Raw genomic sequence first — 15,644 nt, 5'->3', positions numbered from 1 at the left:
GGGGTCGGCCGCCGGGGCCTGCCGTTTAGGGGGTGGGGTGGTTTGGGTGGGTGTCGAGGGCTAGGGCCGCGGCGATGAGGGATAGGTGGGTGAAGGCTTGGGGGAAGTTGCCCAACTGCTCCCCCGTGGGCCCGATCTCCTCGGCGTAGAGGCCGACGTGGTTGGAGTAGGTCAGGAGTTTGTCGAAGGCGTAGTGGGCTTGGTTTAGGCGGCCGGAGCGGGCTAGGGCTTCTATGTAGAGGAAGCTGCAGAGGTTGAAGGTGCCCTCGGACCCTGCCAGGCCATCGGGAGAGGCTGCGGGGTCGTAGCGGTAGACGAGGCTGTCGCTCACCAGGTCCTCGGTCATGGCGTCCAGAGTGGACAGCCAGGACGGGTCCTGTGGGGACAGGAAACCCATGCGGGGCATGAGGAGCAGTGAGGCGTCGAGGACGTCGGTTGCGTAGTGTTGGACGTAGGCTCGGCGTTCGGGGCTCCAGCCTCGGGTGGTGATCTGGTCGAAGACGGCGTCGCGGGTGGCGGTCCAGCGGGGGAGGTCGGCGGGGCGGGAGTGGGCGGTGGCGGCGCGGATGCCCCGGTCGAACGCGACCCAGGTCATCAGGCGGCTGTAGGTGAACTCCTGTTGGCCGCCGCGGGTTTCCCAGATGCCCTCGTCCGGCTGGTCCCAGTTGGCCGCGAGCCAGTCCAGCATGCCCGAGAACGAACGCCAGCCCTCGATCCCGGCCATGTCGCCCACTTGGGCCAGCGCGTCCGCCGCCTCCCCATAGATGTCCAGCTGCATCTGACCGGCGGCCGCGTTCCCCACCCGCACAGGCGAAGACCCCCGGTAGCCCTCTAGATGCGAGAGGACTTCCTCCTGCAAGTTCGGATTACCGTCCACCCGGTACATGATCTGCAACGGTTCGCCGGTAGCCGTGCCTTCGTCGACACGGTCACGCAGCCAACGCCGGTACGCATGCGCCTCTTCCGTAAACCCCAAGTCGATAAGAGCCCGCACGGACAACGACGCGTCACGGATCCACGTGTACCGGTAGTCCCAGTTGCGTTCCCCACCCACCTGCTCCGGCAGACCAAGAGTCGCCGCAGCGATCGGAGCGCCTGTCGGGTGGTACGTCAAGAGCTTGAGCGTGATGGCAGAACGGTGGACCATCTGCTGCCAACGCCCACGGTAGGTCGAGGAACGCAGCCAGGACAACCAGAACGCGCGGCACCCCTCCAACTCCTCCGCCGCGCTCTGCGGCGACGGCGGCACAGGCGCCGAGCCTCCACTGTTGACGCTCGTCAACGCCACGACAGCGCTCTGCCCCTCAGACAGGGTAAACCGCGCCTGGACGTCGTCACCGTCAGCCAGTGGGTCGATGGGCGCACTGACCTGTAGGTGCAGATCCGTCCCCGGCCCGTGGAACACCGCGGACCGGCCACCGGTAAGAGACAGGGTGTGCGAGGCGCGGCCGTAGTCGAACCGAGGACGACAGGTGAGGGTGAACGGCAAGGTACCCCTGACGACGCGCACAGCCCGAACGAGCCTGTGACGGTCAGTTGGCACGCGCTCGGTGATGGGTGCCATGAAGTCGACCAACTCACCGACCCCACTCGGTGCCATGAAGCGCGTGACCACGACCGCGGTGTCCGACAGGTAGAACTGCCGCACGACCGTCTCCTCCGACAGGTCCGGCGATATGCGGCAGAACCCACCCTGTTCGCTGTCCAAGAGCGAGGCGAACATGCTAGGTGAGTCGAACCGGGGCGCGCACCACCAGTCGACGCTGCCCTCGGCGGAGACGAGCGCCGCGGTCTGCAGGTCGCCCACCATCCCGTGCTCGGCGATCAACGGGTACTGGTTCACGCAGTCTCCTTCGCTCGGTGCGGTCGACGACCACTGCCAGCGTGCGGCCCGGGACCGACCTCGCGCCTCACCCGAAAAGGACAGGACCCCAAAGCAACCTGCGGCACCCGATCGGACTACGGCGAACCGGCAACTCCTCCGGTGTTGATCCGAGCGGCTGACAAAGTGGAGCCGATCGGCGTCTTATCTCGTCGCGCGAATCGCCGTTGGATAGGGGAGACAGCGCGGTGCGTGAGCGCGGAGTCGAGCCGCCCGACCCCACGGAGTGGACCATGCCCCTCATGCGCGCCGCGGTGATGCGGCGGGTCGGCGGCCCCGAGGTGATCGAGGTCGACCGGGTCCCGGTTCCCGCGGCCGAGGACGGCGAGAGCCTGGTCGACGTGTCCTTCGCGGGCATCAACTTCGACGACCTCGAACGGCGGGCCGGGGACAGTCCCCCGCCGGAACTGCCTGCTGTACTCGGGGTCGACGTCGTGGGCACGAGGCGGCGGGACGGACGGCGGGTGGTGGTGCTCATGCGCCACGGCGGCGGGTACGCGCAGGTCGTGGCCGCTGACGACGCGCACTCGGTCGAGGTGCCGGACGGCATCAGCGACGAGCAGGCGGTCGGCATCTTCGAGCAGGGCGCCACAGCGTACGGCGCGCTGACGCTGGCGGGAAGGCTGAAGCCGGGTGAGACAGTCGCGGTGTCAGCCGCGGCAGGCGGTGTGGGGCACCTCGCGGTGCAGATCGCGGTGGCTCTAGGCGCGAGAGTCATCGGAATCGCCTCAACGCCCGCTAAACGCGCGCTGGTCGCCGGACTCGGCGCCGACGAGGTCCTCCAGCCCACCAACCTCGACGAACAACTAAGGGCCGTGACGGATGGTCGCGGTGTGGACCTGGTCGTGGACGCCACCGGCGGCGACCAGACCCGACAACTGCTCCGCGGCCTCGCTCCATTCGGCAGGCTGGTCAGCTACGGCTGGCGCGCCCCCGAACCGGGCAGGGGCACCATCTCGGTCACCACGGACGAACTCACCGACCGCTCCATCGGCTGCGCCGGATTCTGGATGCGACATGTGGTCGACAACCGGACACTCCTGCGGCGGATCGCCGACCACCTGTTCCGGCTCGCCGCGCGGCACCACCTGCGCGCCCACATCGACCGGATCGTCCCGCTCGACCAGGTCGGCGCCGCCCACACCGCGATCGCCGCCAGGGCCACGGCAGGCAAGGTCCTCGTCGACGTGAACCGGGAGACCTGACGGTGTTCTCCCGCTACTGCCGCTCGGTGCTCAGCGTTCCCGCGACCGCGCCGCACCGCTTCACCTCGTGCCACGACGCGGGCGCCGACATGTGCGTCGTCGACCTGGAGGACTCGGTCCCGCACAACCGCAAGGAAGAGGCCCGCCAGAGCGCGGCGGCGTTCTTCAAGGAACGGTCGCGCTGCGGCATCAGGGTCAACGCGGTCACCGACCCGGACGGCCTCCGCGACCTGTTAGCGCTACCGCACTACCCCGTGCGCCCGACGATCGTGCACCTGCCGAAGGTCGAGTCGCCGCGGGACGTGGAGATCGTCGACCAGGTGCTCGGCGCGGACGACGACCCGCTGGAGCTGTTCGCCGTCATCGAGACCCCGCGCGGGGTCCAGCGCCTCGCCGACATCGCCACCGCGTCGCCCAGTCTGCGCGGGTTGATCTTCGGGGCCGCCGACTACGCCGCCGCCCTGGGCATCGGCCTGGACTGGGAACCGCTGGCCGCCGTGCGGGCGATGATCGTCAACGCCGCCCGGGCGGCCGGTCTGCACGCGATCGACTCCCCCACCTTCGAGCTCGTGGACATGGCCCTGGTGCGCGCCGAGTCGGTCCAGGCGCGCAGGCTCGGGTTCAGCGGCAAGATCGCGCTGCACCCCCGGCAGGTGCCCGTGCTCACCGAGGTCTTCACCCCCGACGCCGACCAGCTCGCGCACGCGGGCCGGGTGGTGGCCGCCGCGCGGCGCAGCGGTCACGGTGTGGCCACCGTGGACGGCCGGATGGTCGGCAGGCCGTTCTTCGCCGAGTCCCGCCGCCTGCTCGACGAGTTCGGCTCCCCCGTCCCCGAGCCACCCGCGCACCAGCCACCCCTGCTGCCCCACCCCCCAGGAGGAGTCCGATGACCGAGACCGACGTCCGGGAGGTCACCGGCCCCCGGACCTTCCGCAACAGCACCGCGCTGGTGGACAACGCCGACCCGGTCTGGCAGGCGGCCGCCGACAACGGGCTGATCAACATCGCCGTCGACCACGAGTCCAACAACCGCTTGGTCGTCCCGGAGACCGGGCACGCGTTCGCGAACATGTGCTCCTGCTCGTACCTCGGCCTCAACCGCCACCCCGCCGTGCTCGACGGCGTGGTCAAGGCCGTGCGCGACACCGGCACGATCGAGCTGATGACGTCCACCACGCGCATCCGCCCGACGATCCAGCTCCAGCTGGAAGAGGAACTGGGCGACCTGTTCGGCGCGCACATCCTGCTCAGCACCACGTGCAGCACGGTGACCGCGGGCCTGCTGCCGCTGCTCGCCTCCGGTCACCTCGCGCCGGGCGGGCCGCGGGTCATGATCTTCGACCGGTACTGCCACTTCTCCATGTCGTACGTGAAGGCCACCTGCGCGCAGGAGAGCCTGGTGCTCACCAGCGGGCACAACGACATCGACTTCATCGCCGACACCTGCCGCAAGTACCCGAGCGTGGCCTACATCGCCGATGGTGCCTACTCGATGGGCGGATCGGCTGCCCTCGACCAGCTCCTCGAACTCCAGGACCGGTACGGCCTGTACCTCTACCTCGACGACTCGCACTCGCTGTCGATCATGGGCGAGCGCGGCGAGGGCTTCGTCCGCTCCCGGACCGCCCCCGGTCCGCTGACCACGATCGTCACCAGCCTGGGCAAGGGTTTCGGCAGCGGCGGCGGGCTGGCCATGCTGCACAGCGCCAAGCAGGTCGAACTCCTCGCGCGCCACGGCGGACCGCTGGGTTGGTCGCAGAACCTGTCCGTGCCCACGATCGGCGCCGCGCTGGGCAGTGCCGCGATCCACCGCTCACCGGAACTGGGCGAGTTGCAGGCGAGGCTGCTGGCCAACCTCGCGCACTTCGACGAACTGCTGCCCACTCCCCTGTCGGGCAACGGGTTGCCGGTGCGGCGCATCGACGTCGGCGACGCGGAGCGAGCCGTCCGGCTCTCCAGCGAGCTGTACCAGCGCGGCTACTACAGCTCGGCGGTGTTCTTCCCCATCGTGCCGCGCGGGCAGGCCGGGCTCCGCGTGATGATCCGGTCCGATATGGAGCACGACGAGCTGACCACCTTCGCGAGCCACGTCACCGACCTGCTCGCCGCCGACCTCTCGTGATGGGAGCAGTGCCAGTGCAGCAGGAACACCCCGTCGGGTACCGGCAGGTCGGCGAGAACCGGTTCCGGGAGGTCGTCGGGTTCTGCTACGAGGACCTCATCGTCGGCGCGGTGATCGAGCACCGTCCCGGGCGGACGGTGACCGAGATGGACAACGTGCTGATGTCCCTGCTGCACATGAACGCCGCACCGCTGCACATCGACGCCGCCTACAGCGAGAAGGGCGCGTGGGGCAGGCCACTGGTGTCGAGCCTGGTGACGCTGAGCATCGTCGCCGGGATGGCCGCGCGCAGCACCAGCGGCCGGGCCACGGCGAACCTCGGCTGGGAGCGGATCCTGTTGCCCGCACCGGTGTTCGTCGGCGACACGCTCTACGCCGAGAGCGAGATCACCGGCAAGCGGCTGTCCAAGAGCAGGCCGGGCGAGGGCATCGCGCACTGCCGCACGACCGGCAAGAACGCGACCGGGGAGGTCGTGCTCAGCTTCGAGCGCAGCTTCCTCGTCCCGACCCGCGACCACGACGGCGCCGACGCGGCCGGGTACTGAGCCTCGTGCGCGCACAACCTCCCCACGCTAGCGGCGTTCACGCCGACTCAGCCGACCTGCGGCGCTTCCGGGTGCTGGTGGCGGGCAACGCCACGTCGTCGTTCGGCAGCTTCCTGAACATGGTCGCGCTGCACCTGTTCGTCTACCAGGCCACCGGCAGCGCGTTCGCCACCGGCGTGTTCCTGGTGGTGCGCATGGCGTGCGGTTTCGTGGCGGGCGTGTTCGGCGGTGTCGTCGCGGCGCGCCTGCCGCGCAAGGCGGTGATGGTCACCTGCGACCTGGTGCAGGCGCTGGTACTGGTCGTGTTCGCCGCGCTGCCGTCGGACGCCAGGGTGCACATGCTGCCGGTGGTGGCGGTGTCGATCGGGCTGCTGACCACGACCAGTGGGGTGGTGTTGCGCAGCAGCGTCCCCGACCTCGTCGGTCCGGAGAACCGGTTGCACGCCAACGGGTTGCTGGTGACCGGGCGGGCAATCTCGATGGCGGTCGGGTTCGCCTGCGGCGCCCTACTGGTGTCCGCGGTCGGTTATCCGGTGGCGTTCCTCATCGATGCGGCGACGTTCGTGGTGTCGGCGGTAGTGCTGCTGTCCACACCGCTGCGGTTCCCGGGCCGCAGCGAGGCCCCAGCGGCGAAGGGCGGACTCCCCGGACGCGCCGCGGTGGTGGCGCTGGCCGCGGCACCCGCCGTGCTGGCCATCGTGCTGATCCGGCTGGTCGACGCGTTCGGCTCGGCCTCGCACCAGGTCGGCGTCCCGGTGCACGCGACCCAGGTGCACCCCGGCGACCCGGCCGTGTTCGTCGGCGGGTTCTGGGCGGCGTGGGCGGTCGGGCTGTTCCTCGCCCACCGGGTGGCCAACCGGGTGTACCGGGGGGATCTCCGGCGGGGCGCGTGGGGGTTCGTGGTGGGGACGGCGGTGATGTCGCTGGCGTTCATCGGGGCGTTCACCGACACGGCCTACCCGCTGGTGCTGCTCCTGCTGGTCGTGGCCGGGTTGGCAGACGGATTCACGGAGATCAGTTACACCACGCGGGTGCAGGCCGAGCCGGAACCCGCGCGTGGGCAGTACTTCGGACTGGTGGCGATGGCCGAGAACGCGGGCTTCGGCATCGGCGTGCTGATGGCGGGCGGGCTGCTGGACGCGTGGCGGCCGCTGACCGTCGTCGGGCTCATGCACGGGGTCGTCGTCATGGTCGCCCTCACCTACTTCGCCACCACTGTCCTGCGCCGCCGCGCCGCTCAGGAAGTCCCCACCGCGAGTCCGAGGAGTTGACATGACCGGACCGAGCGACCGGCGGATCGCCATCATCGGCATGGCCGCGCGGTTCCCGGGCGCGGACACCCTCGACCGCTACTGGCAGAACCTGCTGTCCGGCGTGGTGAGCACCCGCAGGTCCACAAGGGACGAATTGCTGGCGGAAGGCTTCTCACCGTCCACTGTGGATGACCCGGGGTTCGTGCCGGTGACCGGGGCGCTCGACGACATCGCCGGGTTCGACGCCGCGCTGTTCGGCATCAGCCCGGCGGAGGCCGCGGTGCTCGACCCGCAGCACCGGCTGTTCCTGCAGATCTGCCACGAGGCCATGGAACACGGCGGGTACACCGGCGCGGCGGGCCGGGTCGGGGTGTACGCGGGCAGCGGGATGAACCTGTACTCGCTGCGCAGCTACCTGCGCGCCCGCCTCGCCGACACCGACGCGGACGACCAGTTGACGGCGCTGCGGGTGGTGATCGGCAACGAGCCCGACTTCCTGCCGTCGCGGGTGTCGTACCGGCTGGGGCTGACCGGCCCGGCGATGTCGGTGCGGGCGGCGTGCTCGACATCTCTTGTTGCCGTGCACACCGCGATCTCCGCTCTCCTCGCGGGCGACGCCGACCTGGCGCTCGCGGGTGCCGCGGCCCTGCACGTGCCTCGCCTGGCGGGGTACACGTACCAGGACGGCTCGATCCTGTCCCGCAGCGGCGAGTGCAGGCCGTTCGACGCGGACGCGGATGGAACCGTCGGTGGCAATGGGGTCGCGGCTGTCCTGTTGAAACCGCTGGCGGCCGCACTGGCCGATGGCGACACGGTGCACGCGGTGATCCTCGGCTCGGCGGTCAACAACGACGGTTCCGCCAAGATGAGTTACACCGCACCCGGACTCACCGGCCAGATCGACGTCCTGCGCGCCGCACTCGCCACCGCCGATGTCGACCCGGCGTCCATCGGCTACATCGAGGCCCACGGAACCGGGACCGCGTTGGGAGATCCGATCGAGGTCGACGCGCTGCGCGAGGTGTACGGCGACCGGCGGGACCCGCTGGCGCTCGGGTCGGTGAAGGCCAACATCGGACACCTCGACAGCTGCGCGGGCATGTCCGGGTTGATCAAGGCCGTGCTGGCCTTGCGTCACGGAACCGTGCCACCGCTGGCGAATCTGCGCACGCCGAGTCCGGCGCTCGGTCTGGGCGATGGGCCTATCGTGCTGCCGACCCAGGCCCGGTCGTGGCCGGTGGCCGGGATCCGGCGGGCCGCGGTGACAGCACTCGGCGTCGGCGGGACGAACGCGCACGTCATCCTCGAACAGGCCCCGGAGGCTCCGGAGCCGGGTGAGCCGGCGCCGTGGGTGGTGCCGCTGTCGGCGCACGATGAGACGGCTTTGGCCCGGTTGGCCGAGCGGATGGCGGATGTTGTGGGCACGACGCATCCGGCGGACGTGCTGACCACGCTGGGGGCGGGTCGGCGGCGGTACCGGCATCGGTCGGTGTCGTGGGGGGACGACGTTGCCGAGGTGTTGCGGGCGGGCGGTTCTGTGACGGGCGCGGCGACCGATCCGGGGAAGGTGGTGTTCGCGTTCGCCGGGCAGGGTCTCGACTGCACTGGTGCGGCGCGGAGTCTGATGGGGTACCCGGCGGCGGCCCTGGTGTTGCGGCGGTGCGCCGAGCAGCACCGTCGGGCCTCGGGAACCGACATCCTCGGTCCACTACTGGCAGACACGCACTCGTGGACCACCGCCGAACTCCAGCCCGCGCTGCTGGCACTGCAACTCGCTCAGGTCGCGCTGCTGGCGCACCTTGGTGTGCGGCCGGATCTGGTGGTCGGGCATAGCGCCGGTGAGTACGCCGCGTTGTGTGTCGCGGGTGCACTGTCCGAAAGGGACGCCATGCGGTTGGCCGGTGCGCGCGGCATCGCGTTGCAGGGTGTCGCCGATGGTGGGCTGCTGGCGGTCTTCGGTGAGGTCGGCGCGTTACCCGGCCTGGAGATCGCGGTGCGCAATGGACCGTCGCACAACGTTTTCGGCGGGCCGACCGAGGCGGTCGAGGCGGCGGCTGAGGAACTGACGGTGCGTGGTGTCGACTGGGCTCGCGTCCCCGGCGACCGGGCGTTCCACACCGGGATGGTCGAGCCCGCGCTGGGTGAACTCGTGCGGCAGGCGTCCCAACTGGACTGGCGGCCACTGCGGCTGCCGCTGGTGACCGGGGTCGGTGGGGCGCTGCTGGCTCCCGGTACCGCGTTGGGGGCCGATCACGTGCGCGACCAGACCCGGGCGAGCGCCGACTACCGCGCCAGTGTCGACCGGCTGGTGGCTGGTGGGGTCCGCACGTTCGTCGAGCTGGGTCCGTCCGGTGCGCTCACCGCACTCGGCAGGCAGTGGCCGACGACGACCTGGCTCCCGCTGGTGCGCCGGGGCGCGGACAGCGTCGTGCCCGGGCTCGCGGGGATGTTCTGCCACGGCGTCGAGGTCGACTGGGCGGCGCTGCACCCCGGTCGGCGCGTGCCGCTGCCCACCTACCCGTTCACCCTGGTCCGGCACTGGGCCGAGCCCGCCGTCGAGGAGGTCACCGTGTCCGACTCCGAGGTCCAGGTGCACGAGGTGGTGCTGCGCAAGGTGCGCGAACTGGCCGCCCACTACCTCGGCGACAAACCGGACCGGGTCGGCGCGGACGTCGCCTTCGTCGACATGGGCGCCGACTCCCTGCTGATGGTCAACATGGCCCGCGACCTGCACACCACCTTCGGCGTCCGCGTCCCGATGCGCGACCTCTTCGCCGACGCCGACACCCCCGACAAACTGACCACCACCATCGTCGCCCGCATGCCCGCGGCACAACGCGACACCTTGTCACCGCCGACGAGCCCCACCACGCCGATCACCCCGCCCGCGCCCCTCGTCCCGGCCGCGCAGCCGGTGCGGGCCCCCACGTCGACACCCGTGGTCCCGGGATCAGGGCACGAGGGCATCATCCGCGAGCAACTGGCCCTGATGGACCGCTTCGCCCAGATCATGTCCCACCAGGTAGCCCTACTCGCCGGCTCTCCCCCGCTCCCCACAACCGACAGGATCCGGGAACCCCTGGCCGACACAGTCCGGCAACCCTTGGCCGACAGGGTCCCGCAGCCCGCAGCCAGCGCAGTCCCACAGCGTTCGGCCGACACAGTTGCGCGGTCCACCACCAACGCAGTCCGACACCTCGCAGCTGAGGCCACCCGGCAACCCGTTGTCGCCCAAGCAACCCCGCCGGCGCACCCCGCCGCGACCACCACCCCCGACTTCAGCCTGTACTTCTTCGGCGACTACCCCCACGACACCACCGGTGACAAATACGCCGCCATCCTGGCCGCCGCTCGGTTCGCCGATGAGACGGGGATGCACGCGGTGTGGTTGCCCGAGCGGCACTTCGACTCCTTCGGGGGCGTCTTCCCCAACCCCTCCGTGCTCGCGGCCGCGATCGCCGCGCAGACGGAGCGGGTGCGGATCCATTCCGGGAGTGTGGTGCTGCCGTTGCACGACCCGATTCGGGTGGCCGAGGAGTGGTCGGTGGTGGACAACCTGTCCGGCGGTCGGGTGTCGCTCGGGGTGGCCCCCGGGTGGCACGCGAGGGACTTCGTGCTGGCGCCGGGCGTGTACGGGCGGCACCGGGAGGCGATGTACGAGCACGTCGAGACGATCAAGGCGTTGTGGCGGGGCGAGGCCGTCACCAGGACCGCGGGCAACGGCGAGCCGGTCGAGGTGCGGCTGTTCCCCCGGCCCGTCCAGCAGGAGCCCGACTTCTACACCGCGATCCTCGGCAACCCCGACAGCTACCGGCTGGCGGCGGCGCGCGGGCTCGGTGTGATCACGAACCTGATGTCGCAGGGCGTCGACGAGCTCGCGGGCAACATCGCGCTCTACCGGGCGGCACGAGCCGAGCACGGGCTCGACCCGGCGGCCGGGCGGGTGGTGGTCCTGCTGCACACCTTCCTCGGCGCGGACACCGAGCGGACCAGGGCGGCGGCGTTCGGCCCGTTCTGCGCCTACCTGCGGTCGTCGCTGTCGTTGTTCAGCCAGGTCACCAACAGCCTCGGGTTCAGCATCGACCTGGACACCACCCCGGCCGACGACCTCGACTTCCTGCTGACCCGCGCCTACGACCGGTACTGCGCCGACCGGGCGCTGATCGGGAGCCCCGCCGATGTCGAGCCGATCGCGCGCCGGTTGGCCGCGCTCGGGGTCGACGAGATCGCCTGCTTCGTCGACTTCGGCGTCCCCCCGGACCAGGTGACCGCCGCGCTGCCCGCCATCAGCCTGCTGCGCTCCGCGTTCGCCGGGGAACAGGCGGCAGGCGGGGAGCAGGTAGCAGCAGGCGAGGAGATGACCACGGCGGAGCGGCAGATCTGGTACCTGGAGCAGGCGTTCCCCGGCAGGCCGACGCACAACGAGACGATCGTCGTCCGCCTCGACGGCGCGCTGGAGGTGTCCGCGCTGCGGTCGGCCGTGGCCGCGGTGGTGGACCGGCACCCGGCGCTGCGGTCGGTCTTCCGCGAGGTCGGCGGCGAGCCCAGGCGCGTGGTGTCCCGGTCCAGGGCGGTCGGCCTGCCGGTGGTGGACGACCTGGGGGCCGATCCCCGGCAAGCGGCGGTGCGGATCGCCGCCGAGGAGACCGCCCGCCCGTTCGACCTGGCGCGGGGGCCGCTGTTCGAGCCCTGGCTGGTCCGCCTCGGCGATCACCGGCACCTGCTCGTGCTGCGCATGCACCACCTGGTCATCGACACCTGGTCGGCCGGGATCCTCTCGGAGGAGATCGCCGCCTGCTACCGGGCCGCGGTGGCCGGTGGCACGCCGGAGCTGCCCGAACCCGGCGCGCGGCGGACGTCGACCGCGGTGTCGGCCGAGTCGCTGGCGTACTGGACGGACCTGCTGGCCGACGCGCCGACCGAGCTGGCCCTGCCCATCGACCGGCCCCGGACCGCGCGGCCGACCGGCCGGGGCGCGACCACCCCGGTCGAGCTGGACGCCGCGACGACCAAGGCGGTCCGCGACCTGGCGAGGCGGGTGCGGGCGACCCCGTTCATGGTCGTGCTCGCGGCGTTCGCGGTGGCGCTGCGCAAGCTCAGCGGCCAGACCGACATCGTGGTCGGCACGCCGATGGCGCACCGGCCCGAGGGCACCGAGCGCACGGTCGGGTTCTTCGTGCACACCCTGCCGCTGCGGTTGGGGGTGCCCGACAACGCCACGTTCACCGATCTGGTGCTGGCGGTGCGCGAGCAGGTGCTGGGCGCGCAGGAGCACCAGGAAGTGCCGCTGCCGGACATCGTGCGGGCACTGGGCGGTCCCGCCGACCCGTTGCGCAACCCGCTGTTCGACGTGGTGGTGCGGATCAACAACGAGGCGCCGTTCGAGCTGGACCTGCCGGGGGTCGACGCGACCCTCGCCGACGCCGCCGTCGACCGCGCGGTGACCGATCTGGCGCTGCTGCTGACCACCACCGGCGACACCATCCGCGGCAAGCTGAACTTCTCCGTGGACCTGTTCGACGCCGTCACCGCCGAGCGCGTGGCCTCGACGTTCCTCGCGGCCGTCACCGCGGGTGTCTCGGAACCCGACCAGGTCCTCGGCGAGCTCATCACGCTCACCGGCGACGAGGCGGGCGAGCTGGCCGCCTGGCAGGACGGCGGCCCCAGGGTCGCCCCGCCGTCGGCGTTGCACGCCGGTGTGTCCGAAGTGGATGGTGTGGCGGTCGTCGACGATTCGGGCGAGCTGACCAGGGCCGAGCTGTTCGCCCGGGCGGCGGCGATCACCGCGGCGGTGGGAACAGGGCCGGAGCCGATCGGCATCCACCTGCCCCGCAGCGGTGACGCGGTCGCGGCGCAGCTCGGGGTGGCGCGCGCCGGACGGGCGTTCGTGCCGCTGGACCCGGCGCAACCACCGGCCCGGCTGGCGTTGATGATCGCCCAGGCCGGGGTCACGACGGTGGTGACGCGCTCGGCGTCCACCGCACCGGAGGGGGTCTCCCTGGTGCTGGTCGACGACCTGCCCGCGCCGACCGACGCCGTCGTGCTGCCCGCGCCGGACGAGGTCGCCTACGTGCTGTTCACCTCCGGCTCGACCGGCGCCCCCAAGGGCTGCGTCGTCGAGCACCGGGCGATCGCGAACACGATCGACTGGCTGTGCCGGGACCTGGGGCTCACCGCGGAAGACCGGCTGGCCTGGGTCTGCGCGCCCGGGTTCGACATCTCGCTCACCGAGGTCTGGCCCGCGCTGCGCTCCGGCGCCACGCTGCACGTCGCCCCGTCCGAGCTGCGACTGGACCCGGTCGGCTTGCGCGACTGGATGGTGCGCGTGGGGATCACGATGACATTCGTGCCCACGCCGGTCGGCGAGCTGCTGCTGGAGCTGTCGTGGCCGGAGGGGTCGCTGCGGCACCTGCTCACCGGCGGCGACCGGCTCCGCCGCCGTCCGGCACCGTCACTGCCGTTCACGGTGTGGAACGTCTACGGGCCGACCGAGGCGGCGGTGGCCTCCACGTGGACCCGGGTGTCTCCCTCTGGCGACGGTCCCCCGTCCATCGGCGGGCCGGTGCCGGGGACCTGGGTGCGGGTGCTCGACGCGGCCGGGCGGCAGGTGCCGGTGGGGGTCGCCGGTGAGCTGTACCTGGGCGGTGCGCAGCTTGCGCGTGGTTATGTCTCGGCGCAGGAGACCGCGGCCAGGTTCGTCGACCATCCTGTGCACGGCAGGCTTTACCGCACCGGCGACATCGTGCGCTGGCGGTCTGATGGTGAGCTGGACTTCCTGCACCGCAACGACTCCCAGGTCCAGATCCGCGGTTACCGGGTCGAGCCGGGCGAGGTCGAGCACCAGCTGCGGGCCCTGCCCGGTGTGCGGGAGGCGGCGGTCCGGGTGCTCGACGACGTCTCCCTGGCCGCCTATGTCGTCACGGCCGAGTCCACGGCGTCGCTGCGGGCCACGCTGGCGGCTCGGTTGCCGGACTACATGGTGCCGTCCGCGTGGATGGTGCTGCCCGCGTTGCCGTTGACCTCCAGCGGCAAGCTCGACCGGGCCGCACTGCCGTCGATCTCCACGGCGCCGGAGGTGGCCGCTCCGCTCGGCGAGGTCGAACGGCGGCTGCACGAGGTGTGGTGCGCCGAACTGGGGTTGGCGGCGGTGAGCGTGACGGCCACGTTCTTCGAACTCGGCGGGCACTCGCTGAGCGCGATCCGGATGGTCAACCGGCTGCGCGCGGAGTTCGGCCCGGCGCTCGGCGTGCTGGACTTCCTCCGCACACCGACCATCCGCGGGCTGGCGGCACTGCTGGAGCCGCCGGTCGAGGTCGAGCGGACCGGGCCCGCGAGCACGGGGCAGCTGCACGGGTACCGGTTGACTCGCGCGAGCACCGTTCCCAACGTCCTGACCATCGCGATGCGGTTCGCGTTGCGGGGCGAGGTGGACCGGGAGGCGCTGGTGGGGGCGTTGACCGCGCTCGTGGCTCGGCACCCCGCGTTGCGCACGCGGTACCGGCTTGAGGGTGACTCGCTGCGGCAGGAAGTGATGGCGCAGCGGCCGATCACGCTGCCTGTTGTCCCTGTTACCGCGGGGACTCTGGATGATGCTGTGGCCGAGTGGGCGGCGCGTGGGTTCGACCTCGACGCCGAGCCCGCGTTCCGACCCGTGCTGTTCACGGTGTCCCCGACGGTCGGCGAGCTCCTCCTGGCGATGCACCACTCGTTCAGCGACGGGTGGTCGATGGCAGTCCTCATCCGGGACCTCGGCGAGCTGTACCGGGGGCTTGTCGTCGGCACGTCGCCGGTGCTGCGCGAGGTGACGACCGACTACCTCGACTTCACGTTGTGGGAGCAGTCGTATCTCGCTCAACAGTCCACACGGGACCTTGTCGCGGGTTGGGCTGCACGGAATGCCGGTGCACAGCCGTTGTTGCTGCCCACGGACCGTCCTCGCGGGGAGGTGCTCACGGGGGTCGGGGCGTCGATCGTCACGTCGCTGTCGCCCGAACTCACGGCGAGGGCCACCGCGGCGGCGGCGGATCGGGGCACGACTCCGTTCGCCGTCCTGCTGGCCGCCTTCGTCGCCCTGGGGCACGAACTGACCGGCGCCGACGTCATCGCCCCGCACAGCAGCGCCGCGAACCGCCCTGACGAGCGATTCGAGGACGTGGTGGGCGTGTTCACCCACACGACCTGGCTGATGGTCCCCGTCGCTGGAGCTTTGTCGTTCAACGACCTCATCGGACGCGCCACCGAGGCCCTCTGGGAACGCCTCAACCTCCAGTCGGTCCCGGCGGTCGTCCTCAACGAGGCCCTGGGCTTCGCCGCGCGCCCGCCTCGGGTCCTCTTCGGTCTCTACAACTCCCCGCTGCCCGACCTGGAACTCACCGGTCTGTCGCCCGCCCACCCGGTGGACGTCACCTTCCCGGTGGCCCGCGCCGAACAAGGCTGGGCGCTCTCACCGACTGCGGACGGCGGCCTGTCGCTGTACGTCGAGTACTCGACCGACCTGTACGACGCCGAGACTGTCCGGGCGTGGACCGAGCGCTTCCGCGCCCTGCTCGACCGCGGCCTGTCCACACCGGGTAGTCGCACCTGGGACGGTGGCCCGGCCTGATCGGGGTGACGATCCCGACGAGATCGCCACCCCGG

General features: G+C 71.3%; 7 protein-coding genes. 6 read left to right on the top strand and 1 reads right to left on the bottom strand.

Annotated elements, in window-relative coordinates:
• Window positions 1-25: 25 nt before the first annotated feature.
• On the bottom strand, window positions 26-1,843 hold the full coding sequence (locus BMY07_RS27450) for a glycoside hydrolase family 15 protein (RefSeq protein ID WP_092784953.1): 1,818 nt from the start codon (window positions 1,841-1,843) through the stop codon (window positions 26-28).
• A 227-nt stretch (window positions 1,844-2,070) separates the two neighbouring features.
• Between BMY07_RS27450 and BMY07_RS27445 the strand changes: the two genes are divergently transcribed.
• The 6 genes from BMY07_RS27445 to BMY07_RS27420 are packed head-to-tail and all read left to right on the top strand — an operon-like array spanning window position 2,071 to window position 15,609.
• Complete coding sequence (locus BMY07_RS27445; RefSeq protein ID WP_218150799.1) at window positions 2,071-3,087, top strand: quinone oxidoreductase family protein; 1,017 nt, start codon at window positions 2,071-2,073, stop codon at window positions 3,085-3,087.
• A 2-nt stretch (window positions 3,088-3,089) separates the two neighbouring features.
• Window positions 3,090-3,977: an HpcH/HpaI aldolase/citrate lyase family protein gene (locus BMY07_RS27440; protein ID WP_092784950.1), complete on the top strand. Its 888-nt coding sequence runs from the start codon at window positions 3,090-3,092 to the stop codon at window positions 3,975-3,977.
• Window positions 3,974-5,209, top strand: coding sequence for an aminotransferase class I/II-fold pyridoxal phosphate-dependent enzyme (locus tag BMY07_RS27435; RefSeq protein ID WP_092784947.1), 1,236 nt, complete (start codon window positions 3,974-3,976; stop codon window positions 5,207-5,209). The genes BMY07_RS27440 and BMY07_RS27435 overlap by 4 nt, the downstream gene beginning before the upstream one ends.
• Before the next feature lie 14 nt (window positions 5,210-5,223).
• Window positions 5,224-5,754, top strand: coding sequence for a MaoC family dehydratase (locus BMY07_RS27430; protein ID WP_245782694.1), 531 nt, complete (start codon window positions 5,224-5,226; stop codon window positions 5,752-5,754).
• Between the two features lie 5 nt (window positions 5,755-5,759).
• Entirely contained in the window at window positions 5,760-7,025 is a 1,266-nt protein-coding gene (locus BMY07_RS27425; protein ID WP_177215811.1) for an MFS transporter, read from the top strand.
• A 1-nt stretch (window position 7,026) separates the two neighbouring features.
• Window positions 7,027-15,609, top strand: a complete 8,583-nt coding sequence (locus BMY07_RS27420) for a hybrid non-ribosomal peptide synthetase/type I polyketide synthase (protein WP_092784938.1) — start codon at window positions 7,027-7,029, stop codon at window positions 15,607-15,609.
• Window positions 15,610-15,644: the final 35 nt, after the last annotated feature.

Source organism: Actinokineospora terrae (genome assembly GCF_900111175.1).
Lineage (GTDB): Bacteria > Actinomycetota > Actinomycetes > Mycobacteriales > Pseudonocardiaceae > Actinokineospora > Actinokineospora terrae.
Note: the sequence above shows the minus strand (reverse complement) of the source record. Positions and strands in the feature narration are given on the sequence as shown.

Bases quoted from the DNA above. Each gene is read 5' to 3' on its own strand.
- BMY07_RS27420 (WP_092784938.1), top strand. From the start codon at position 7,027: ATGACCGGACCGAGCGACCGGCGGATCGCCATCATCGGCATGGCCGCG.
- BMY07_RS27435 (WP_092784947.1), top strand. From the start codon at position 3,974: ATGACCGAGACCGACGTCCGGGAGGTCACCGGCCCCCGGACCTTCCGC.